The organism is Runella sp. (assembly GCF_965279615.1).
Classification (GTDB): Bacteria; Bacteroidota; Bacteroidia; order Cytophagales; family Spirosomataceae; genus Runella.
This window is the reverse complement of sequence record NZ_OZ257252.1, coordinates 1,625,117-1,646,171: the sequence shown is the minus strand read 5'-3', so window position 1 is coordinate 1,646,171 and position 21,055 is coordinate 1,625,117. Positions and strand designations below refer to the sequence as shown.

At 46.9% G+C, this 21,055-nt stretch carries 24 protein-coding genes; 1 reads left to right on the top strand and 23 read right to left on the bottom strand.

What is annotated here, in order from left to right; genetic code table 11:
- Window positions 1–3 precede the first annotated feature (3 nt).
- From ACQY73_RS07335 to ACQY73_RS07290, 10 genes are read right to left on the bottom strand one after another with little or no spacing between them, the layout of a single operon-like run.
- On the bottom strand, window positions 4–1,086 hold the full coding sequence (locus ACQY73_RS07335) for a hypothetical protein (protein ID WP_428663542.1): 1,083 nt from the start codon (window positions 1,084–1,086) through the stop codon (window positions 4–6).
- A gap of 2 nt (window positions 1,087–1,088) precedes the next feature.
- Entirely contained in the window at window positions 1,089–2,012 is a 924-nt protein-coding gene (locus tag ACQY73_RS07330; RefSeq protein ID WP_428663539.1) for a hypothetical protein, read from the bottom strand.
- A 12-nt stretch (window positions 2,013–2,024) separates the two neighbouring features.
- On the bottom strand, window positions 2,025–3,509 hold the full coding sequence (locus tag ACQY73_RS07325) for a hypothetical protein (RefSeq protein ID WP_428663536.1): 1,485 nt from the start codon (window positions 3,507–3,509) through the stop codon (window positions 2,025–2,027).
- Window positions 3,510–3,511: 2 nt separating this feature from the next.
- Complete coding sequence (locus tag ACQY73_RS07320) at window positions 3,512–5,194, bottom strand: hypothetical protein (RefSeq protein ID WP_428663533.1); 1,683 nt, start codon at window positions 5,192–5,194, stop codon at window positions 3,512–3,514.
- Window positions 5,191–6,714 carry a hypothetical protein gene (locus ACQY73_RS07315; RefSeq protein WP_428663531.1) on the bottom strand — a complete coding sequence of 508 codons (1,524 nt, stop codon included), beginning with the start codon at window positions 6,712–6,714 and terminating at the stop codon, window positions 5,191–5,193. Before ACQY73_RS07315 ends, ACQY73_RS07320 begins: the two co-directional genes overlap by 4 nt.
- A 53-nt stretch (window positions 6,715–6,767) precedes the next feature.
- Window positions 6,768–7,298 (bottom strand): hypothetical protein, encoded by a 531-nt coding sequence (locus ACQY73_RS07310; RefSeq protein ID WP_428663528.1) that lies wholly within the window; start codon window positions 7,296–7,298, stop codon window positions 6,768–6,770.
- On the bottom strand, window positions 7,295–8,119 hold the full coding sequence (locus tag ACQY73_RS07305) for a hypothetical protein (RefSeq protein ID WP_428663525.1): 825 nt from the start codon (window positions 8,117–8,119) through the stop codon (window positions 7,295–7,297). Before ACQY73_RS07305 ends, ACQY73_RS07310 begins: the two co-directional genes overlap by 4 nt.
- Before the next feature lie 14 nt (window positions 8,120–8,133).
- The gene (locus ACQY73_RS07300) at window positions 8,134–9,075 is read right to left on the bottom strand and encodes a DUF6712 family protein (protein ID WP_428663522.1); all 942 of its coding nucleotides are present in this window, start codon (window positions 9,073–9,075) and stop codon (window positions 8,134–8,136) included.
- Window positions 9,075–10,442, bottom strand: a complete 1,368-nt coding sequence (locus ACQY73_RS07295) for a hypothetical protein (protein ID WP_428663516.1) — start codon at window positions 10,440–10,442, stop codon at window positions 9,075–9,077. The genes ACQY73_RS07300 and ACQY73_RS07295 overlap by 1 nt, the downstream gene beginning before the upstream one ends.
- On the bottom strand, window positions 10,439–10,699 hold the full coding sequence (locus tag ACQY73_RS07290; protein WP_428663513.1) for a hypothetical protein: 261 nt from the start codon (window positions 10,697–10,699) through the stop codon (window positions 10,439–10,441). Before ACQY73_RS07290 ends, ACQY73_RS07295 begins: the two co-directional genes overlap by 4 nt.
- Before the next feature lie 75 nt (window positions 10,700–10,774).
- Here ACQY73_RS07290 and ACQY73_RS07285 point away from each other — a divergent pair, with 75 nt between their 5' ends.
- Complete coding sequence (locus ACQY73_RS07285; RefSeq protein ID WP_428663510.1) at window positions 10,775–10,990, top strand: hypothetical protein; 216 nt, start codon at window positions 10,775–10,777, stop codon at window positions 10,988–10,990.
- 123 nt (window positions 10,991–11,113) lie between these two features.
- Here the strand turns inward: ACQY73_RS07285 and ACQY73_RS07280 are convergent, their stop codons facing one another.
- From ACQY73_RS07280 to ACQY73_RS07220, 13 genes are all read right to left on the bottom strand, one after another.
- Window positions 11,114–11,311: a hypothetical protein gene (locus ACQY73_RS07280; RefSeq protein ID WP_428663507.1), complete on the bottom strand. Its 198-nt coding sequence runs from the start codon at window positions 11,309–11,311 to the stop codon at window positions 11,114–11,116.
- 47 nt (window positions 11,312–11,358) lie between these two features.
- Window positions 11,359–11,814: a hypothetical protein gene (locus ACQY73_RS07275; RefSeq protein WP_428663504.1), complete on the bottom strand. Its 456-nt coding sequence runs from the start codon at window positions 11,812–11,814 to the stop codon at window positions 11,359–11,361.
- Between the two features lie 298 nt (window positions 11,815–12,112).
- Window positions 12,113–13,039, bottom strand: coding sequence for an ArdC family protein (locus ACQY73_RS07270; RefSeq protein ID WP_428663501.1), 927 nt, complete (start codon window positions 13,037–13,039; stop codon window positions 12,113–12,115).
- A gap of 362 nt (window positions 13,040–13,401) precedes the next feature.
- Window positions 13,402–15,138: a hypothetical protein gene (locus ACQY73_RS07265; RefSeq protein WP_428663498.1), complete on the bottom strand. Its 1,737-nt coding sequence runs from the start codon at window positions 15,136–15,138 to the stop codon at window positions 13,402–13,404.
- Window positions 15,122–15,730, bottom strand: a complete 609-nt coding sequence (locus ACQY73_RS07260) for a hypothetical protein (RefSeq protein WP_428663495.1) — start codon at window positions 15,728–15,730, stop codon at window positions 15,122–15,124. Before ACQY73_RS07260 ends, ACQY73_RS07265 begins: the two co-directional genes overlap by 17 nt.
- Window positions 15,730–16,005, bottom strand: a complete 276-nt coding sequence (locus tag ACQY73_RS07255; protein WP_428663493.1) for a hypothetical protein — start codon at window positions 16,003–16,005, stop codon at window positions 15,730–15,732. The genes ACQY73_RS07260 and ACQY73_RS07255 overlap by 1 nt, the downstream gene beginning before the upstream one ends.
- Complete coding sequence (locus ACQY73_RS07250; RefSeq protein WP_428663490.1) at window positions 16,002–16,583, bottom strand: hypothetical protein; 582 nt, start codon at window positions 16,581–16,583, stop codon at window positions 16,002–16,004. The genes ACQY73_RS07255 and ACQY73_RS07250 overlap by 4 nt, the downstream gene beginning before the upstream one ends.
- On the bottom strand, window positions 16,567–17,172 hold the full coding sequence (locus ACQY73_RS07245) for a hypothetical protein (protein WP_428663487.1): 606 nt from the start codon (window positions 17,170–17,172) through the stop codon (window positions 16,567–16,569). Before ACQY73_RS07245 ends, ACQY73_RS07250 begins: the two co-directional genes overlap by 17 nt.
- Window positions 17,173–17,244: 72 nt before the next feature.
- Window positions 17,245–17,418 carry a hypothetical protein gene (locus ACQY73_RS07240; protein WP_428663484.1) on the bottom strand — a complete coding sequence of 58 codons (174 nt, stop codon included), beginning with the start codon at window positions 17,416–17,418 and terminating at the stop codon, window positions 17,245–17,247.
- 2 nt (window positions 17,419–17,420) lie between these two features.
- Window positions 17,421–17,963, bottom strand: coding sequence for a hypothetical protein (locus ACQY73_RS07235; protein WP_428663482.1), 543 nt, complete (start codon window positions 17,961–17,963; stop codon window positions 17,421–17,423).
- Between the two features lie 26 nt (window positions 17,964–17,989).
- Complete coding sequence (locus ACQY73_RS07230; RefSeq protein WP_428663479.1) at window positions 17,990–18,526, bottom strand: hypothetical protein; 537 nt, start codon at window positions 18,524–18,526, stop codon at window positions 17,990–17,992.
- Between the two features lie 69 nt (window positions 18,527–18,595).
- Entirely contained in the window at window positions 18,596–19,678 is a 1,083-nt protein-coding gene (locus tag ACQY73_RS07225) for a hypothetical protein (protein ID WP_428663476.1), read from the bottom strand.
- A 43-nt stretch (window positions 19,679–19,721) separates the two neighbouring features.
- Entirely contained in the window at window positions 19,722–20,996 is a 1,275-nt protein-coding gene (locus ACQY73_RS07220) for a S49 family peptidase (protein ID WP_428663473.1), read from the bottom strand.
- Between the last annotated feature and the right edge of the window lie 59 nt (window positions 20,997–21,055).

The following is a 21,055-nucleotide window of genomic DNA, read 5'->3' as shown; positions in this document are numbered from 1 at the left end:
AAATTAAAAAGTGCTGAATGTTCCCATACGCTTCCAACCGGCAGCGGTTTTTTTATAGAGGTAATTATCATCACTGGCGAAGTCTCCGACATTGCCGTTAATGTCCGATGTGTCCGTTGGCGTATAGTCAGTTCTAAGGCGTAACTGGTTGTAACCGTTAGCCCCGACGATATCCAATTTGGAAGTTGGAGAAGCGGTATTGATGCCAACATTGCCGCCGGCTCCCAGAATGGTCATTCGCAGAGAGCTGTTATTGTTTGTATAAAAACTGACATTATTCGTTGATTGCGAGCTGATCTGAAGTTCATTGCTGCCCGATCCTAATATCCTTCGTATGTACAGATTGTTGAAAGCTGCTGCTGTATTACCGATGCTTACGGATAGGTTGCCATCAGGAAAAAGACTGCCGCCCAATTTTGTTGTACTCTTCAGGTACACCGTACCGTTCACGACAAAGTATTCCCCGGTAGGTGTCAGGGTATTAAAGTAAACATTGGAGCCGTACAAAAAGGCAAATTGCGAACCGTGATATTCGACCGGAACCCTTCCGGCTGTATCGTTTTCAGCGGAAAGACTCAAGCCTGCCGATCCTGAAATGTAAGACTTAACCACAAAATTTTGATTGGCGCCGGTCTTTACGCGCAGATTTCCATAAAGGTCTAAGGGATAAGCCGGCGCATTGGTACCAACTCCTAAGCGATTGTTTTTCCAGAAAATATTGCTGCCTCCGATGGTGTAACTGTTGATCCACGCGGCCACTGTGCCTTCAGGATACATAGTGGTTTTTGTCGGCCGATAGATCTGCACATTGTTCGGATCGGATGCAGCTCCTGCCAGCGTTACCCGTTGATAACGCAACCCGGAAGAATGTTTACGAATGCTATCGCTTTCCGGCGAGCGTCGGTCGTTGGGAATCAGCTTCCAAATCGTACCCCGATAGCCGTTTTTTCCAATGACAAAAACAACCGGGTTTGCCGTAGGCGAAATGCTGTTAAATTTTTCTTCCTCAATGATGGGAATGCTGTTGAGCTGCGCCTGTGACAAAAAGGAAAACGCGAACAGGAGAAGGAAAAGAAGCTTTTTCATTGCTAAGAGGTTTTGGTTTTGGTGTATTTGGCCGTAGCGCGCGCTGCCTCAGCAGCACCCAGCGAGGTAAGGCCGGATTGAAGAATTTTAGGGGGATTGAAGCGTTGCGCCTGTGCGTTGTCGGTGGTGGTACCGCTTACCACTTCGCCTACTTCGAGATTGAAGGTGAACGTCCCTGAAGGTTCTTTTACCTTCACAATTATTGCAGCTTCCTCAACCGTAACAGTATCGGCTACCGTGGGCGACTCCCCTGTTTTAAATGCATCAGCCTTGAAATTTCCGCCTTTGGCAAGACCTGTGATCGGAATTTCAATGGTGATAGTACCGGCGGTACTGTTTGGTCGCTGCGGCCCAAAGGCCAGACCATCCCGCAGGAGCTGTATGCTGGCACCTGCTTCAATGTTTTCGACGAAAACTTGAGTATGATGTGAATAGATAGGTTTACGGATCACCGGCTTATCGACCACCTCCAGACTGCTGACCAATTCAAAGGCAAACTGTTCGGCGGAGCTGTTTACCTGAAAAGAAAAAAGTTGAATATAACGGCCTTCATCGGGCAACGGTCCGGCAAGCTGCACGCGCGCATTGGGTGCGCTCCTGGGTGCAAGCATCACTACGCCCGCACTTACTTCGATCAATTGAAAACACTGCCGAAAAAAAGCATTGTCGGTCAAGCCGAGATCGTTTTGCAGGGTAAGCGGGCCGTCGCCGGTATTGGGCACTGTCCAATACTTGTTACTGTCGCTCTTGAGCTTATAGTAAGTAGTGGTCAAAAGCACCGTTTCCACTGCAATGAATTCAAAGAGAATATCATTGGCATTGTAGGTGTAATGGCCCAGCTGAGGAGTAGCGTCCGCGTTCGGCTTGATGTATTTTGAAAAAGCCAGGTTACGTACCCGGTATCTTGCGTTGTTGGTCAGGTTCATGGTTTTGAAAGATTAAAGTGTGCCTCTCCAGATGTGTAAAATGCCGCCTTCCCGATCATTCAGGGTGATTGTCTTGCCATTGTAGGTGCCGACGATATCCTCCTTCACGACCGGTGTCAAATAGGAATTAAGATAAACCGCGGCATATTGATTGCCCGCATGGCAGGCCAGCATCAGTCCTTTGCGATCATTGGCCCAATGCAATACCGTATCCTGATTCCAATTCTGTACACCGGGGCGAAAAAGTCTGGTATCTTCCGGTTTTTGAACGGCCACTGTCACACCGTCTGCCGTGTGTGGCACGTAATGCCAACCATCCGAAGCCCACAGGATATCTGCAATGGCTTCAAACTGCTGAGCACCCATTGTCATGGCATCATTGCCGCACTGAGGATATTGAGGATACATGGATTCGGTTGCGCCGGAATTAAATTGTGGCAGATCGGGTTCATCACCGCCTTCGCTGACCCAAACGGGCAGCGAAGGATAGCCGGGGCCTGTAGGCAATTTTTTACGATTTGCCTTATTTTTCGACCAAATAACTCCCGACTCCCAACTGAAGCAACCATCGGCCAGCGCGCAGCCGAAGAAACCGATCCAGCGCATCCTTTCGAAGGGAACGACATGCCAATTTTGCATTAACCAATAACCGCCTTCAGCCTCCTGATACCAGCCGGGATTACGGGAATGAGTATTGATAAGGGTAAGCACCGATTGCGTCCAGGGAGAAGTATAGACCACCGTACGGGCATCGGTTTTGGCAGCATACTTGCGCTGAATCTCAAAGACCCAGTACATGAACCAGTCGGTCACGTCACCGTCATTGGCAAACAAGGCCATTGTGAAGCTGTTGCACCATTCATGAAATCCGGATGTATAGAAGCCATCATCCGCCTGAGGCGAAGCGGGATTTCCAAAATCGTTGCTTTGCGCTTTCTTACGCGCACCCGCTTGAGAAGCTAAGGCACCGGTAAAACGTGCATGCAGCGGATTGCGGGAAGTAATGCCGGTAATATTAAAAAACTCTCCGCAGAAATTGGCCAGCCCCGAATCGTAGGTGCCGAAAAAATTATTGATAAAAGCCCGCGTGGCCAGCTTTTCACAAAGACGCCTATAGAACTTCGTCCCAACCGTATAATAATCACCCAGAGAAATCGCATTTGTTCCCTCACAAAACTGTTCACCAATTGCTGACTGTGCTTCAATGAGCGTCGCTACCTGATCGGCAAAGGCATTGATCTGTGCATCTGAAGGAGTAGAGGAACCGAAGCCATCGGGCAGCATTACAAAGCATTTGCGTACTTTTCCAAAGGTTGAATCATAGAAGTATTGCAGGTGTGTGATACCCCGATCAAATTTTTGCTGAATAGTAATTTCAGCATCCTGCGTAAAATTGGCCACGATCTTGCCACTCGGGTCGATCACGGGCGCTTCATCAATGTGCGAGGGAAAATCGGCAGTGAACCATTCTCCATTGGTAATTTCCTCTAGTGGCATGATTAGTAAGTCTTAAAATTATGTTGGCAGTAATAGCCGATCTTGTCCTCATTACCGGTGCCGATGGCCGCCTGCCAATGGTTGGCTTCGTAATCTGCCCAGCTGTCAAAAAATACCGGGTCTAAGAAAACTTTAGAAACTTCAATGAGTAAACCCGCGCGAAACGACACGTTTTCGAACTTAATTCTGGTGCCGCCCGAACCTTTCAAAGCAATGCCGTTCACATAATAGTGTGCGAGTTTGCCACCTTCCGAATCCGTGTAGGTATCAGACCAAACACCGTCAATTTTCTGAATGTTGATCTTTGCGGTGCGTACACCGGGGCTTGGAGTGCCGCTGCCGGATGTCGGCTCAGTCACCGAAGAAGACCAGGCAGAAGGAACCGAATCAACCACCGTACGAACGCGTGACTCAATGATCGCATTGGAGAACATGGCGTTTGCCAGCAGGAATTTAACGTTGAAGGGCAGGGCCTCGTCGATCTGATCATGCAAAAAGGGTATGGGTGGATTAATGGTCAGATTACCAAAGCTGTCCAGTGTATACCAGCTTGAGGTATTTTTCACCCGATAGTTCATTTCGTAATGATCCACCTTGCCGGGGTTCGTGTCGATAACCTCTACGGAAATCGTATTGGCATTGTAGCGCGTCACTTTGATCACAGGGGGATTTGGTGTACTGGTGGGAGGCTCAACCGTCACGGCACTGTACCAGCGCACTGATGCAGCCACGACTTCGTAGGTTGTTTCACCGGGATCAACGGGCGGCACATCCTGCCACCAACGCACTGTACCGGGAACAACTTCATACGTCGTCTCGTCAATGACCTCTTCATCTTCATCGAAAGCTGTTTGTTGCATAATCCACGCTGAAGCTTTATTCAGGGCGTCAATGTAGCGAACACGCCCGGCTACTTCGGTCATTCCTGAAGGGTGATTTTCGGCTGTCCAGAGGTGTTTCAGGGAAGTATAATCCTGCTGATTGACAAGCAGCCATTCACTCCATGCACCACCTGAAATGCGGTAGCGAACCTCTACGTGATAATAGCCACTTGTGCGGGCAATGTCAGTCCAGGCGATTTCCACATCAAATCCTTTCTGCGTCACCGTGATCGATGTAGGTGCTGATACAACCCCTGAAAGAATAGCTGACAGAGCCGGAAAGAACGTGGCCAGCATTTCACCCAAAGGCTTACTTGTCACACTGTCGCCATCCTCGCCAACTATAAGGACATTACCGGGCGGCAATTCTTCACGCTGAAATTTATTGGCAAACCACTGAAGCGCGTCCGCCTGTACCTGAGTAATAGTTTTTACCCATCGGGGAACGGTAGGATCAGCTTCCTCGGTAATCAGTCCGGCAGGTTTGCCGGTTATTTGGTCCCATGAAAAACCAATGGCTCCAATTGCGTTATCCAATAGTTGCTGAACCCAAGTTAAGAGCGGTCGCCAGGTTTTATTTCCAACCCATACATAATCTGTGGGATTTACTTCCACAGGCTGAATAACATCTTCTTTTGCCTGAAAAGCAGAATATACTCCTCCTGACGAAACAGCATTACTGCTGCCCTCAGTAGGGGTAGCATCAATAGGGATCGTTGTACCGCCATCACCGCCAATGGTTACCGGGCCTTCTCCCTGATAACCGGGCGGCGGATATTGATTGCCTGTTAAGTCCTGATTCATTGTAGAAGGGCGTCGTTTTTAAATAAATATTTGTACTCAAATTGATAATACAGCATTGTTTCATCGTCGGTCTGCTCACTCAAACGGCTGCTGGTAATGCCGATTGGATATAAGTCGCCATTCACATAGCGATATTTTTTCGGGGAAATAAACAGGTCACGGCAACGCTTTTGCTCTTCTCTTGAGAGCCAATCGGTAGAGCATTGGAAAGTTTGTTCATAGCTTACGTAGTAATCCGTTTGCTCACCATCGCCCTGAACCTGCGGATACGCCGGCCGTTTGGAGGAACTGTAGGTTTTAAGCTCAAGGGTACGATCTTCCACGCCGTTGGCACGTTGACATTCCCACGCTCCGAGGCTGTTGAAATACACAAAATACTTGCGTTTATCGCGGAGGTTAGCATCGGCTAAGTACCGGTATCGAAGCGTTTTTTCTGTACTTCCGGTTTTCAGATATAGGGTATATTCCTTTACTCGTTTGCCGGTGCTGTAGCTGTTTACGTTCAACTGCGTAATGCCCGCAGGTAAGATGATTTTTTCACCGTTGTTGACCTGATTGAGAGAAGCCAGTGTGTAGGTGCCGGTAGAATTATCATGCCAAACCACCTCCATTTTGTATTGAAGCCCTGTGATGTATGCCTCAACGCAAATGAAGGTCAGCCATTGCGGCTCATCTGCCATTACATAGCGTATGGTTGATCCGTTTCTGAGGGCTTTCATCAGGCCGTTGGCGTACAATCTTGCTGATACACCTGCCTGCTGAAAGTAACCGCTTCCTCCCCATAGCACTCGTTTCTCAGGAAGCGTAGCAGCGATTCCGATCTTGGTCGGACGGCCGTAGGCTTCCGCTACCGAAAGCTGGTATTTACGACTGGTAGCCCGGCTGATCACTGCGGTGGAGCCTGTCCAATAAGGATTTTCAATTTTGGGCTGGAGTATTGAGTTAAACACGTCGGCCAAATCAATTTCCGCTCGGCCATCGGCATCCGTAGGCAGGTATACTTCATAAATTTTATCCTGTCCGGCCCCGCCGATTTTTTCAAGATAAACCTGCATGAAAATGCAATGATTGATCCGAAGCTTTTCGTCGGTGCCGGGAGTGATGTTTTGCACTCCCCATTTGCCGGCAACGGCAATGGCTGACATATTGAAAGCCTCACCCTTTGCTTTTGCGGTAAAAACCAGCGCGGGCACACTTAGATCGGTTGAAACCGTAAAATCTTTGGAGATAGCGGGATTGCCTTGGAAATAAGGCAGGTTGGTCGTAACAAAGGCGGAATTGCCTGCTCCTGATTTAAACTGAAGCCCGTTGTTGACCGGAAATACGGCGGCGGTGAGCGTAGTCAGGACGCCGTTCCACAGTAGCTGTATGACCGTTCCTGCCAAAATTGGACCCGAAAAATAAAGGCGATTAACGGCCACCTCACCGACTGCACCGGTGTAGTCGTCAGACTGGAGGCGATAGACCAAGGGGTCTTTGGAAAGCCCAATTTCGGGGGGAGTAACGGTAGCCGTAATCATGCCCCGAAATTGGGTGGGAGAAGCACCTTAAAAAAGGAAAATAAGGCAGCGAACTACACAAAAAGCTCTTTTCCGTAGTTGATGTTTTCCGCAAATGACCACGAGAAATCCCGATTCCAACCTACGAACTGATTGGCAATTGGTGGAGTGCCATTGCCGGGACTATTGGAAAAGAAGTTGATCTTATTATTTAAAAGACTGCTCGTCTGTCCTGATTCCTCCGGAAACAGAGCAGAGCTGCTTCGTTTCATGTATTTCAGAATAGCTCGTACGTGTTGCCGGCATTCCTTCTGTTTTTTGATCATATCTGAAGGATTTCCCTGCTGAAACACATCTACAAGGGTAATACTTCCCTCCAGTGTACCGCGCGGATTGTCTTTGGAAAAATCCTCATCATCATCCGGTATGAAAACAATAAGGTGCTTCCCTTTAACGACATTACGGAGAGCCTGCGAAAACTCACTGAACAACATATCTTTAGAACAAAGGAATATCCGTGGTGATGCGGGGGTATGGCCGTAGAGTTTTTCAGCTATCTTAGTGAAAAACTCGATGTAATAATCTATGATCTCATCAGACGTCATTTCTTAGGATTTTTAGCTTTTAACTCTTTGATTTTAGTAAGCTTATTGTTCAGCATTTGCAGCGCAATGAGTACATTTTGTTTACGAAGTGACTCAAACTCCAGGGCGCTGTCATTGGCCATGTTAATGGCCAGTTGAAGCCAGCTGCCTTTTCCTTGTGCCTGTTTTTTCGGCTCCTGAGTCTCTTTGGTTTTTTGAGGAAAAACAATCTTGAATTGGTTGGCAAATGCCGCGCGGCATCCGGCATAATTGAAAGCAATCATCTCCTTTTTCAGCTCAGGCAAACGCCCTAAATGTGATTGCGTTTTATCAATCATTTCGGTAGAAAATGCCTTTTTTCGAAAAGCATCATCCCGGTACAGTACTCCGATCAAAGTATCAATATCACCCCGCTCATACGCAGCTTCGGCAAACCAAAATTCTTCAAATGTCAAAAGGGTTAAGCCATCGCCCGGGCCGTAGTAATTCTTACCGAGAAACGGGGTTTTCAGCTTCGGAACCTTCCAGTCGGAAGGCGCTGCGGATTGCGTAAACAGCTCACAAACTTTCAGCAGGGCTTGTCCCTGTTGCAATACGATTTCCTGCCCTTCATCGCTCATTACACCCATCATGCGCATAGCATCACGGTCGTAGAGGAACTGTAAAACCGAAGGATCAATCCTGAAAAGTGCTTGAGGAAGGGCAAAAACGGCATGAGGTTTTTCGGCCAAAAGCTGACCGACCTCAAATATTTTTTCGTAACACGCAGGATCTGTTTCCTGCCAGTTTTTAGGACCCTGATAATTGTACTGTTTGGCACCTACATGGAGGGTAATTTTCATCAGTTTGGCTATGTTTAGAATCCGACACTAAATTTTGAAGCAACAATTCCCGATGCGGTAGAGGTATCCACCACAGGAGGGTTAATTTCAGTAAGAATAGAATTGACGGTACTCCACATTTTTTCGGCTCTGCGCGCGGCAGCCTGTTGGGCTGAGATGCGCTGCGCGTCAGTGGGCGGAGTGTAATACTTGGTATTCTCAAATTGCGCGGTATAATTCACCCGTAAACCGCCTGCATCCAACTCCACATTCAGTTCGAGTTCCAGTACGTCAGCCACGGTCTGATAAGCCAAAAACCACTTACAGGCGTCCAGTAATTTTTTCTGAAGATCACTAAGTCCTGTGCCTGTTTTCAAAGTAGTATACAGCTCACCCAAGGCAGGTGCCAGGCGCTGAGTTTCGACCGCTGCCATCGTGGGCCGCAGGGCCAAAAAAGTAAGCTGCTTGCCGAAAATCTGATAATACGTGGAAAACTCAGTTGCATTTTTAATCAGGTATTTTTGATTTTCGGTACGCTGAGCAGAAGTAGCATATTGAGTCAGCTCAGTGAGAATATTGGGCTTTTCCAACCACCTGAGTAATTGCTCCAGTGCATTATAAGCAGAGTTGGTAAGAGAAGCCGTAATCCGTGCAATTTGGGCATCGTAGGCAGCCGTACGCATTTCACCCTTGCCCACGGTCGTGATGCCATCATTGCCGAATTGTACTTCTCCCATGGGAAGCCATCGAAGTGTACCCAGCCGGGCAACAAACCGCCGACAAAAAACAAGCCCTTGCCTTTCGATAGCATTGGGGTTTTCTGCGCCAACCAAACGTGCAATGAGGTCTGAGCCGATATAATCAGCCAGATCAATTTCCTCCGCATCGGTGAGGTAGGTTTCAATGGTAGGGAAATCAAAAATCAGGTTGAACTTGACGTAATCCCTAACATCTTCAATAGTCTGGAAAAGTGGCATCAGCTTATTTTTTTCTCGGTACCGGCGCCCGTATTGAGCGTGGTAAGGATGGTATCACGATACATAATCTTGAACTTAGGGTAGCGTTTGCGCCAACCGTTGTAACGGGCTGCAAACATCAACGGCTCATTAATGGCATCACGGTAAGGTTTCAGCTCAGCATTGGCAATCAGCCAGCTTTCCCGGATATCGGAGCCGGAGCCGCGTGAGCTTCCTCCGGTTTTGTTACTCAAGCCGATTTCGGTACCATCCACGCCCATCCCATAGCTGATATTATACGCGGCTTCGATACTGTCTTCGATGTACTTGTTATCCAACTTTGCATCGTCGATAGTCGTCAGCTCAATGTATTCCTGGTACTTACTGCTTTGCTCATCCCAAAACTTAGGAGTAGAGATCGATTTGCCCGCATTGGCAGCTTCAGCCAGCCTCGCATCCATTTCGGTAAGCCATTCAATACGAATATCCCTGCGCTGTTCAGGACCTGCTTTATCCCAGCGCTCGCCGTAGCGCAGTGGCCAGTAGCGTTCGTCAATCTTCCAGTGATACTTAATAGTCATCTGATTTTTCATCAGAAACTTTTTGAACTGGGGGATTGCTAAATGCACTTCAAGCCATCCGCTTTGGCGAATGCTGTCGTGAAAAGCAAGCTGATAGAAGGTTTTGCCGGGAGTGGGGAAAGAAACCGGATAGATGTATTTGTAGAGGTTGTCAGTCTGTACTTTTTCGACCCTCGAAAAATCATAGGGGTCAATCGCTTTTACAACCGTGGTATAAGGGTCTTTGGTGTGAACGTGGGGCCAATTGGCATTGATATGCACATTTTCACAGCGGCCCGTTTTATGATCCTGCTTGCTCCAACGGCAGTACGATGCTTCCTGATGGACCAATTGCACCACCCGTTTACGGTTTTGGCTCAGGTGCATTTCAGAAAACGCATTGAAAAACCATACCATATCCGTCGCCACTTCCCTCATGTACTTTTCCATCCATTCGGAGAAGAAAAACTCCCAAATGTCATCATCCATGATGGGCGTGTATTGCTCGGTACCGTCGGAGTTGAAACCCGTTACATTGACCGGGATGATACCATTGCCGATGATCTTGGAAACAAGCTTATTGAGTGCACGCAAAACGACCGTATCCTTATAGTATTCGCCCGTTACGAGCTGAGGGAAGTCGTTAGCGTCGCCCCACATTTCCACCTCATCGGTGTGGTGTCCGTAGTATGGATCAACAATGGGCATCGTTGGACCGCCGACAGTTCGCGTACTTGCCGACTCATTGCGCATAAAGACACTGCTCTGCGATTTTGGAAGCAGGGCAACATCAAAATATTCACCGCCAAAAAATTCAGGTTTACTCATGAGGTGGGTTTGTCATTAATCCAAAGAATCAAGTCCCAATGGACGCTTATGATCTGATTAGGCAGGCCGTACGGTGCAATATTCACCATGCGTTTTTTCTGTTTGATACCTACCAGTACCGCCCTGCGAAGTTCTTTTTTAGAACCTGCGGTTTTACGGGCTTCATCGAATGTTAGCCAAGCCAGGTCGAAGGGCCTTGGTTTGCCCCCCGCCAATTTCTGCTCCATCACGATCAGTACGTCTGTCCATTTAACCATTGATTTTCTTTGCAAAAACGGGCAGATTTCACTCTCAAAAAAGGAAAGTAAGGGAGGAAAGTGGTATCTTTGTATATGGTTGAGCTATCGACAGACGACGCCTTTGCCCTGCTTGTCAACAATCAATATCGTTGGCATAAGATGGGAGGGAATGAATCAACAAGGCGGTCGATACTGACGCGGATTGGCAATGGGAAAGAGATCAGTATGGATACGAAATTCAAATATCTGAAGATGGCAGGGTTTCGTCTGAAGTCATATCCGCGTTGGGTAACTCCCAAATTCAAGTAGCCCACTTATTTTTCGAGTTTTTACTCAAGAAAAAAGTGTTTATGTTTCAATTGAAACACAAAGCCCTTCTGCACTGCGGAAGGGCTTTTTAAATGACAGAATTTTATACATCGTGCCGGAATTTTATACAAACTCACGTGCCGTTTTGGGTTTTTCGCCCAAATGGGCACACTTGTGAAGTAGGGTGTTGGTCATTTTCAGCCAACTTCCTGCTTCACACCGCTTCGCGCCCGGGTCGAGCAAAGCAGGCGGGTTCTTTGCTACTTTCTTGATGCCTAAGGCAAGAAAGTAGTCACGAGCGCAAAAATCCCTATCGTTCACCGTGAAGTAAACAATAGGGATATAAACCGGAAAGTAAGACTACTTCACTACGCTATCTGAAATAGTAGGGCTTCGTCCTGAAGTTCATTTATACGCGAATTAAGGCGTATTTCAAGGGCTTCAACCTGTTCCTCAATCAATGTTACCCGATTGGTCGAAAACTCCCGGCCGGTCGAATCTCTTAAAATCAACGTGGCCACGTTGGAAACGTCCCCGGCTTGGTCAAATCTAAAGAGTCTCAAATCGTCGCGGGTTTCGGTTAGCTTGGTCAAATTGCGACGAATCCGGGTTAATTCCTCCAACTTTTGAAACTTGCTCCCGAGTTGAATCTGCTTGCTGTGATAGTCGGCTTTTGCCTGTGCAACCGGGTCCGGTTCGGGAGTTGGCGGTGTTAGGCTTGGCGTCGGTTTGAGGGTCGTAAGCGCGGGAGTCGTTGAACCGGCTTCGTCACTTTTAGGCGTTGTGTTCTCGCCTTTTTTTGGGGTGTTTTGATTGTTTGACATTGCAGTAAAAAAAATTATAGTTGAACATTTATTTGCTTGGATACGGGAAATTGATTTTTATTTGTGCGAGTTCCAGAGTTATATTTTTGTTGCATTTCTCGCATAGAATCCAATCAACTTCATTGGTCTTTATTTTTGTTACGTTGATTTGGCCGGGGTTCTCAGGGTCTTGAAATCCATAAAAAGCGGTCGCCTCCTGAATAATAAATTTAGTGCCTTGACAATGGGGGCAAACTGCCGTTTTATGCGGTTCAAATTCCTGTTCAAAGCCCATTATAAAAGGATTGTTTTGCATGGCTCAGGCGTGGTTCGGTTTGGTTAGGGTAGAAAATTCGGGAACCTGTTTAATGAGAAAATCAAATGCCTTTTGAGCTTCGGCGGCGGCTTCCCATAATAATTTAGGCTCGGCTTTCAGTACTTTGAGCCAACTTTTGAGGTAAGCGGCAGAAATACCGGTAATGTCTACGTTAGCAATTCCAAAGGCATTGCAGAGAAAACACGCGCCCAATTCCGCGACTAATTCCTCTTTAGAATAGTTTTCGTCACCAAATTGATGCTGTTCGGCCAACGTCGGGCGGTTGAGCCTCTTAGGGTGTCCGGTACTGTGTATGAGTTCGTGAAAAGCTACTGCATAGAAATTATTGGAAGTTTCAAACTGCTGAATCAGCGGCATATTAAGCAGGTCTTTTGTTTTGCTGTAGTAGGCATAATCTGAAAGTTTTACGTCAATAGTGGGCTTATCTTTCAGATTTTCAAAGAAGTAATCAACCTCCGCGTAACTGTCGTTTTCGTTCCAAGCGGTAGAAAATGGCTTTAACTCTATCCCTTCGGTATCGGCCATATTAAAAACCATGTCAAACTTGATGTAATAAATACGGCGTAAATCGTTCCGGACATGGGGCGGCATGTTTTCAAAGTCGGCCTCGTGGTATTCGTTTCCCTTCGAGTCATACCAAAGATTTTTAGAGAAGTACAAACGATGGGCTTTGCTGCCCTTTTTAACCTTTCCCCCGTTTTTGGTGATTTGGTTAAACGTCGCAAAGTAGGGCGTGGGGTACTGCTTAAAGAAAATCAAAAAGGCATTGATTCCCCGGTACTGATGCCCGGAAAAGTAGTTTTGGGGCGGCTCAACAAATCCCCATGTTTGACGCCAAGGCGCTACGCCGGCTTCGATAGAGGCAATAACCTTCCCGGTTATCTCCTCAAAGACAACTTCATTTTTCATTAATTTTTACTCTTAAAGTGTTATGTTTCAGTTACTAAGATAGTAATAATCAACGATTTACGCAAGTTTTTACAGGGAAAAAATGCGTTTTTTTTTCATTTAAAGCACTCATTTTCAACCTTTTTAAAAGTGTTTTTCACTTTTAAAAACCTCGTCAGCGACGAAAGACCCCGGAACGCACTGTCGAAAAGTGCAATTGCATAGGGGGGGAGGGGTGCGAAATGTGAAAACCCCACTCGCCTACTAGGTTTATAGGTTGGTGGGGTTTCAGAATCGAAACGAGAAAAGTGCGCGGACTCCCTTACTAAAACAGACCTTATAAATCTATTATAATCTTAGGTAGGGATAGTAGTATCAGGCTATCAGAAGGCTACATCGAAACCTATCATCTTATCAGTTAAGAGGAACTTATTAGCACCCAGCAATAAAGTATCAACGGCATCCGTGAAGTGGGTCGTTTCGCGTTGGTCTATCTTTAGTTTAGTTTCATTGCGCTTATCCTTTTGGTAGGTCTTAGTGCCCTGCTTGATTTGGGTGAGGCGCATAGCAGTAAGCAGATACTCACAGTTAGTCCGATTGAATGATACATTAAATACTTTATCACTTCCGCCTTTGAGAGCAACACCCCATGCTTCATATCGCTTATCAAAGGAGGGTGTATGACCCATGTAGCATTTATGTACCTTCCATCCATTGGCCTCTAAGAAGTTTACCACTTCATCGGCATACGATATATCAGAGCTTGCGTTGGTGGCAATGGCGGTATGATCGTAGAAATAGTAGAAGACTTTACACTTTGCAAAACGATAGTAATCTACAAACTTTGCTAACAGATCCTTTAACCGTTGAGGGTGCTTGACGTACATTGAATTAATGACCGGTAAATCAAAGTGTTTTGCCTGCCCGAGCGTCAACGTACTGATAATTGCACCATAGTCAAACCCACCACAGAGGGGCAAATGAGGATTATAATCGGCATCCTTTCGGCAGTCATCCAGCAAAAAGCCTTCCTGATTGAGTATCCTATCAATATTATCATCGACATACTTAAAATCAGTGGCATCATAGCAGTGCAGCTTATCGCGTAAATCAGGATAAAACGCGTTATCGGTCAGATAGGGGCGTTCATTCAGGATAGAGGTACGAAACACGAATGAAGGTAAAGTACGCTTCAAATCAAGAATTTGCTTGATACCAAACCCTTCCATGTTATCATGGCCTTTGGGTTCGTGGTAGCAAAAAGTGTATTTGCGGATAGCGTCCCAATATTGGTCAAGAGACGCTATTTTCTGCAAAATGCCCTTACGCCTGGACTCATGGGCAATGAGCAGTTTTTGAATCAGCTCATACTTTTCATACTGAATATCCAGCAGCAATTGCACCCTATCAGGATGCGCGACTTTTTCTTCTTCCAATACCCACATCGTATCCTGATCGGTGGGCATATCGGTTGTCCAAAGCCATGAATGAAACTCCGGTAAATGGGCAAAATCAAGGTGCATATCACCCCTATTGGCCTGCCGAAGCTCCGTATCAATCATGTTTTTGTCGAGCAGCTTCTTTTCATCGCCCTGCACCCAGTGGAGTGTCATGGAGTTGGCCGAACCTTTCCTGTCCTGACTGATAAGCTGAATAGCCGAACCGTTACGCATAAAGATCGCGTGACTGGAGTCAAGCGTTTCTCCGTAGGGTTCGGGTACGCCCATGCTCTTGGGGAATCGCTCTTTGATCGAAAAATCAACGCCTCGCTTCCATCCCAAATCTTTCCATCCCTTCACTAAACCCGGCAGAATATTCTCGAATAATTTCAGGTAAGAGTTTCCTACAAAACCACCGCGGGCGCCGGGCATTCGGGTGCTGCACTTATGAGAACGATGGGCGTGTATCTTCTCGGTTTTACCGGTACCCCTTGGCATGACCATCGTCATTTCGTTGGCATCTACCATCATCGCTTTGAACTGCGATAGGGTTCGGTGCTTTACCACAAATTCCTGCACTTCAGGAAGGAATATATCATCCATCAGCTGACCGAGTACTGCCCCTGAAGCGGGATTCCACTTGATCAGATCTATTATGTCGTCATTATCGATCAGATTCATCCTCCAATTCCTCTTTTAGGGTTTCAAAATCAGCCATTTGCGCTTCCTGTTCCGCTTCAATCTTCTTTAATTCCTGAGCAATTTGAGTTAGTAGATTAGGCCGCTTTTGCGCACCGATCAATGATGGGTCAAAGTTGAAAATGTTGATGATCACCGCACCGCCACCGCCCGAATGACTTGCCTCATCGGCTTTGAAAATCTTCATCAAATTGGCGTGTTCCTTAGCCATCACGTCCCGATCTTTGGGCGTATTGGCAATAGCCGCCTTTTGGGCATTGTCCTTAATGCTGTGAATCAGTTTAATCTTCTCCAGCTCCACATTCATCGGGTTCAGATAAACCGTAAGCATCTTGGCCAGCTGCAGATAATGCCTTGTTTTGGTCTTGGATACGTCAGGGTATTGCTCGTTGACCTTCTTAATAAGCTTCCAGTCCTCCCAATACCGGCTTTTCCGATCGCTTATCAGCTCCAGTGCAAAACTCACGACAAGGGCTGTATCATTCAGGTGGTTAGGAATTAAGTACTGATCATCGGTAGCAGCCCGTTTGAGTGCCTGAAATTCTTCCGTTTGGTCTATTTTGTCAAGGTTCATCAGTCTGCGGTTTTAGATTGTTCCCATAGCTTCAGGGCCAACGTTTGGGCCGGGCTGCTTCCCTGTTTTGCCAGTCGCATGACGGCCGTTCTTAGCTCAGCTTCGGATTTATAATGGCCGCGGTAATAGTGTTTGTAGATGGCGGAATCTTCATCTTCGAGTTCATCCATAAAATCAGATTCCTCTATGCCCACGATGATAGAAATGGCTTTTGGCGTCATAAACAGACCTGCCATTTCTTCTATTTCCAGTAAGATTTCATTCGTTAGAGTCATTGTTCAAAAGGGTTTTCACCGTTGAGTTCGGCTAAAATCCAATCACGGTGAAGTTCACTCACCGCGCGGCCTGCCGACAATACCCCCGCCTCGATGCGCGGGTTGTTGGTGTAGTTAGAAGATCCTACAATTCTGATGGCCCATTCCTGATTCATGAGCACCGTTACCTTGGCATGAGAGTTGCCAATGCCAACAGTCGTAAAATGTTGTTTGACGTAATCATGAACGCCCGGATACCTTACCTTGATTCGGTAGTCAAACAGGCAGTGCAGCTCTCTGATCACACCGGCCTGCATGGCTTCTACCAGCATTCGGGCAGGTGTTTCGCTCATGCTCCACGTAGCCACGTACAGGTTAGCCGGGCCGATCAGGCTCAGAAGATGAAATACCATTTCATGCGTGCTCCACTCACTCAAGCTGACAAAATCATAGCTTTTGCCCTGCTGAATGTCAGGAAAACACGCATCAAGTGCCTGTTTCACCTTGCATTTGACGAAATTTTCAGCAAACTCCTCGGCCGTTACCGGAGTTCTACGCTCAGGAAGAGCAACGGCGATATCTTTAGTCCTGAACAGCATCTTCGAGCGTTTTGAGTTTTTGTTCGATGCCAAACAATTCACTTTGCCAGAGCTGCCGTTTCGGACTGCCTTTCTTAGCCGTTCGGCTCAGGTAGGTACGAAGCGTATTGCGACGATTGATCAACTCCGATACCGATTGCACCGCCACCGCTGCCGTTTCAGGCAGGTAGCCATTGGCATCGTAAAAATCCCTCAAGCCAAAGATTTCGTCCAATCGCGGATTGATGCCCTGCATGATCCTAAGCACTATTTCGCTAAGTTCAGCTTCAGTATCAATTTTGCGTTCGATGATCAACCTCGCCCGCTCCTTCAGGGCCGTACGTTCATCCATTAAACTACCGGCTTCACGCATCAGGATTTGCACCACATCAGGGCGGGCCGCTTCTTTGGCGGTGACGGTGGCCACAGTAGCGGTAAGCAGCTCCTTCAGCTCTGTTGTGAGCAAATTACGGCGATGGTTCTCGGTACCATCATTGAAAAACTTCTTCAGATAGGCATTACTGCCATATTTTTGGTACAGCTGTACTCCTTCATAATACATCTCGTTTTCGAGCCAGGCAGTTATTTCCTCAATGATCTTTTCTTCCATGGTGGTAAGGAAAAAAAGCCGAAACACAGTATGTGCCCGGCTTTTTTTTTCATAGGTAAGGGTTTGGGAAAGCTATTTCAGGAATGGCACTTCATCAGGGAATTGCTTCAAATAGGTTTTCTGATCTTCAGTAAGATTACTTAAGTCATATCCCTGACCTTGAAACACAAAAGGCCGTTTCAGCTTTTTCTTTTCCTGTGGTGTAGCATTGGCACCACTTACGACTACTTTCGCTTCTTTTTCCATGATTATTCAGTAGGTTTAAGCGTGACAGCGCCCGTATACAGGATTTTAAACGGCTGCTTAACCATCAGCTCTCCAAAATACCCGCGACCGTGCTCTGTGGTGATCGGACCCGTTTTGTAGTCCAATTTTATGAAAACAAAGTGGTGCTGAGTTCCAAGCTGATTAAGGGTGCCGTCATTGTCCGGAATCAACGCCACAAACACATCTGACCGGCATACGTTGGCGACATAATTGAGTTCCTTGTCATTGCCGGGGATGAATATTTTCACTGAACCGTCGAAGCCTCCACCATCGCGGGCGCCAATAGCTGCCATGTCAAATTCACCAATCTCAGGCGTACAGTAAAATTTCAAAAAACCTTCATCCACTTTGGGAACAAAGGCTATTGTATGCAAAAACTTGTTACTGCCGGTCGAATTGGCCGCAGGAGCTGACCAAGTGGTAATATTACGCACCGCGATAATGTATCCGATCTGCGCAATTCCTCCCATGTTGGAGGTTTCGTTTCCCCAATCGGGGAGTAAATCTTTTAATACTGAAGACATTTTCTTGAGTGGTTAAGGGTGAAAGGTTAAACAGACTCTACCAATACGCCCGCTTTTTCTTCGACCAGTTTTGCCGCCAGTACAGGATCTGCTTTCACATCAGCCGCCGTCCGCTCTTCCCCTTCGTAGTTAAACTTAGGGATAGCAATGATGTAGGTTTTCTTACCCACTTTCACCGTAGGCACCACAGGAGCATCGTCCTTTTCGCTTATAAAAGCAGCGATTTCGTTGTTAAGGGCAGTAATGACTTTGTCCTTTCCCTGAACCTCCGTGACAAGATCAGATTTCAACTGACTTAAATCATTGACCTCTTTTACAAGGTCAATAATCATCGTTTCTTTTTCTGCAATGACCTTATCTTTTGCCTTAATATCAGATTTCAATGCATCCCTGTCAGTGTTGGCTATATTGATTTCGTTTGTAAGGCTTAATACGGTCGCTTTGGAATCTGCGATCTCAAGGTCTTTTCCTTCAAAAAATGCTTTCAAAGCAGCATATTCTTCCTCTGTCAGAGGAGTTTTTATCAGAGTCTCCACATTTACCGGAGTTTTGTCTTTTGCCATTGTATCAGTAGCGGGGGCTTTGACGGTTACCCATCGCCGCCCCCTGTTTGGGTTATCTTAGGTGAGAAATTAAGCCTGGTCGTTTACGATCAGGTAGCGCAAATCATCGAACTCAAAGGCCAACGTAAATTTCATGATGGTTTTGTAACCATGCATCGTATCTACGCGGTTACCCCATACGCCAAGGCTGTCAATGGAGTTCGTACCCATTACCAGGTTACTGTCAATCGTAACGATCACGCGTTGACTGGTACCCATCCAGTTACATGGAATGATCTCAGCCCGGCGGCTTGAGTCAATGATGTACTTGGCATGGCCTTCAAGTTCTACATCAGAATAACTAGCGCCTGCATCCTTTTTGGCACGCAGATGTGCCAAACGTTTGTCGTAAACGCTCCAGCTTACGTAGAACTTCACTTTCTTTTGGCGGAGCAGTTCCGGTACCGCTGCCCACATTACGCCGTCGATTTTGTCCACCGCGTTGGAGGTTGTAATGGCTCCCGTTACCACAGGCGTCAAATTCGTAGCCGCAATTTCTTTGGCCAATACCGTTCCCCAACCATCGCACAAATATTTGTTGGATGCCCATTGCCATTTGGCAGGGTGGGTAAGGGGCGTTTGTCCGGCTGAAGTTGTAGCAAGGCACAAAAAGTATTGCTGCAATGTACCATAGATGATCACATCACCGGCAGCATAGGTAGAACCGGCATTATAGGCGACCGCTACTGACTTATCTTTCATCAGATAAGCGTTGGTTTCCACCTCTTCCGCTACCTTCATCATTTGATTGCTCCAGTATTCCTCGGCAAACAAAGGAGGATGTTCACGGGTTAAATCCTTTTGCCCTTCATACAGGAACGTATCGGCAAATTCTTCCGAATTGATTTTCAGGATCTTCATGGCTTTGCGTGGCGAAATGCTGCGAAGCAACAAAGTACCGTCAACCAGATCCGTGTCTTCAATATTAGGGTTGTTGGGCTGCAAGCCATCGGCGGCTTTAAATCCCCAAAGTTGTTTGTCAACCGTCAGGTTGTTGATCGTACGCACGCCGGGCGTGCTGATGATCGTAAGGTTGCTGTAAAGCGTCTTCAGAATCTTAGGGGTATAAGCCCCTGCATAGTTCTGAATCGCTGCTACGTTTGATACTGGCATTGTCGTAGAAAATTGTTAAGGTGGGTTTGGGAAAATCAGGGGCTTATTTTTTTGGCCACAATGCACGCATCTGAATATCAGCTTCGCTCAAAAGTTCGTCACCCGCATTACCTGTGCGTTCGATTTTCTCTTCGCGTTTCAGAGGGTTGGTTACCTCATCACCGTGCTTTTCATAGCCTTCGAGCTTGGTCGTAAGCTCACCTACTTTGGTAGTGGCAGTAGTCAGTTTTGCTTCCAGTGCTTTGTATTCTACCGATGCTTTCACATCCACTGTGGTAGCTTTGGGTTGACCGAAAGACTGCATCAACTCAATAAAGCCTTCTCCACCTGCACTTTGCAGTTCGGTAAGGGCCGCATTGAGTTGTTCTTCGGTAATATCGCCCGCCGCTACGCCCATCAGGGCAAGCACCGCAGGCGCTTTCATAAATCCGAACATATCCGTATTTTGGGTTTGGTTTGAAAAATTTGCAGAGAGTTTCATTACACGCTTCAGTACAGCGTCAATATTTCCGATGCCATCAATCAGCCCTTGTTCCAGGGCTTTGGGCGCGGAAAATTCCCCACCCTTCAGGACAGTATCTGACTTGAGTTTTCCGCCACGTGCTAAGATTACCCGTGCCTGAAATTCCAAAGCTATTTCCTGAGCTTGGGCCTCAAGAAGTTTGAAATTGCCCTTTTTGGCTTCGCGGGTCGATTTGTTTTTGTCTGGACTGGCTTCTGCATACACGTCTTTTCGTACTATTCCAAACTTGGCATCCCAAGCATCGTAGTCCACAAAAGAGATATAGGCCCCAATGGAGCCAACAGAATCGGTATCGTTGCTGCAATTAATTCCATCACAACTACAAGCTACCAAGTAGTGTCCACTGTAGGCGCTGCCGTATTCGATATAGGCATATACGGGCTTATTGCGACGGCCAACAGCATCGGCCACCATGTAGGATGCTTTGCGCTCGCCACCCATACCATTGCCAAAACGCAGGACTACACCCTTACAGGAGGCGTCAGCATAGGCTTTGTCCAAGGCATCAGCATAATAAGCAGCTCCATAGGAGCGGCCGTAATTACTGCGCCACATGACCGAATCCATGTCGATTAGCCAAATAGATTCACCTTCCTGAAGCTCTGTAGTTTGACGACCGGGGATGTCGTCATCTTCGTAGTCAGCCCATAGGCGAGCATCTACCTGTTCAATGGTTTTGGCTTTTTGCTCTGGAGTGAGCGTCTGAAGATAATCAGCTAATGCCGATTGGAGCTCCTTAGGAACCAGCCAACCGGCATTCAGAAGTTCTGTTACATGTGAGGTGGGCGTTTGCATTCGTCGCGGTACACGATAATAGTGGCCGCAACGTTACGCCTGTGTCTCTGCCAAAAAAA

Bases quoted from the DNA above. Each gene is read 5' to 3' on its own strand.
- ACQY73_RS07290 (WP_428663513.1), bottom strand. From the start codon at position 10,699: ATGGTTAAATGGACAGACGTACTGATCGTGATGGAGCAGAAATTGGCG.
- ACQY73_RS07270 (WP_428663501.1), bottom strand. From the start codon at position 13,039: ATGAAAAATGAAGTTGTCTTTGAGGAGATAACCGGGAAGGTTATTGCC.
- ACQY73_RS07335 (WP_428663542.1), bottom strand. From the start codon at position 1,086: ATGAAAAAGCTTCTTTTCCTTCTCCTGTTCGCGTTTTCCTTTTTGTCA.
- ACQY73_RS07300 (WP_428663522.1), bottom strand. From the start codon at position 9,075: ATGCCACTTTTCCAGACTATTGAAGATGTTAGGGATTACGTCAAGTTC.
- ACQY73_RS07235 (WP_428663482.1), bottom strand. From the start codon at position 17,963: ATGTCTTCAGTATTAAAAGATTTACTCCCCGATTGGGGAAACGAAACC.
- ACQY73_RS07225 (WP_428663476.1), bottom strand. From the start codon at position 19,678: ATGCCAGTATCAAACGTAGCAGCGATTCAGAACTATGCAGGGGCTTAT.
- ACQY73_RS07230 (WP_428663479.1), bottom strand. From the start codon at position 18,526: ATGGCAAAAGACAAAACTCCGGTAAATGTGGAGACTCTGATAAAAACT.
- ACQY73_RS07285 (WP_428663510.1), top strand. From the start codon at position 10,775: ATGGTTGAGCTATCGACAGACGACGCCTTTGCCCTGCTTGTCAACAAT.
- ACQY73_RS07220 (WP_428663473.1), bottom strand. From the start codon at position 20,996: ATGCAAACGCCCACCTCACATGTAACAGAACTTCTGAATGCCGGTTGG.
- ACQY73_RS07245 (WP_428663487.1), bottom strand. From the start codon at position 17,172: ATGGAAGAAAAGATCATTGAGGAAATAACTGCCTGGCTCGAAAACGAG.
- ACQY73_RS07330 (WP_428663539.1), bottom strand. From the start codon at position 2,012: ATGAACCTGACCAACAACGCAAGATACCGGGTACGTAACCTGGCTTTT.
- ACQY73_RS07325 (WP_428663536.1), bottom strand. From the start codon at position 3,509: ATGCCACTAGAGGAAATTACCAATGGAGAATGGTTCACTGCCGATTTT.
- ACQY73_RS07255 (WP_428663493.1), bottom strand. From the start codon at position 16,005: ATGACTCTAACGAATGAAATCTTACTGGAAATAGAAGAAATGGCAGGT.
- ACQY73_RS07265 (WP_428663498.1), bottom strand. From the start codon at position 15,138: ATGAATCTGATCGATAATGACGACATAATAGATCTGATCAAGTGGAAT.
- ACQY73_RS07295 (WP_428663516.1), bottom strand. From the start codon at position 10,442: ATGAGTAAACCTGAATTTTTTGGCGGTGAATATTTTGATGTTGCCCTG.
- ACQY73_RS07275 (WP_428663504.1), bottom strand. From the start codon at position 11,814: ATGTCAAACAATCAAAACACCCCAAAAAAAGGCGAGAACACAACGCCT.
- ACQY73_RS07250 (WP_428663490.1), bottom strand. From the start codon at position 16,583: ATGCTGTTCAGGACTAAAGATATCGCCGTTGCTCTTCCTGAGCGTAGA.
- ACQY73_RS07305 (WP_428663525.1), bottom strand. From the start codon at position 8,119: ATGAAAATTACCCTCCATGTAGGTGCCAAACAGTACAATTATCAGGGT.
- ACQY73_RS07310 (WP_428663528.1), bottom strand. From the start codon at position 7,298: ATGACGTCTGATGAGATCATAGATTATTACATCGAGTTTTTCACTAAG.
- ACQY73_RS07240 (WP_428663484.1), bottom strand. From the start codon at position 17,418: ATGGAAAAAGAAGCGAAAGTAGTCGTAAGTGGTGCCAATGCTACACCA.
- ACQY73_RS07315 (WP_428663531.1), bottom strand. From the start codon at position 6,714: ATGATTACGGCTACCGTTACTCCCCCCGAAATTGGGCTTTCCAAAGAC.
- ACQY73_RS07260 (WP_428663495.1), bottom strand. From the start codon at position 15,730: ATGAACCTTGACAAAATAGACCAAACGGAAGAATTTCAGGCACTCAAA.
- ACQY73_RS07320 (WP_428663533.1), bottom strand. From the start codon at position 5,194: ATGAATCAGGACTTAACAGGCAATCAATATCCGCCGCCCGGTTATCAG.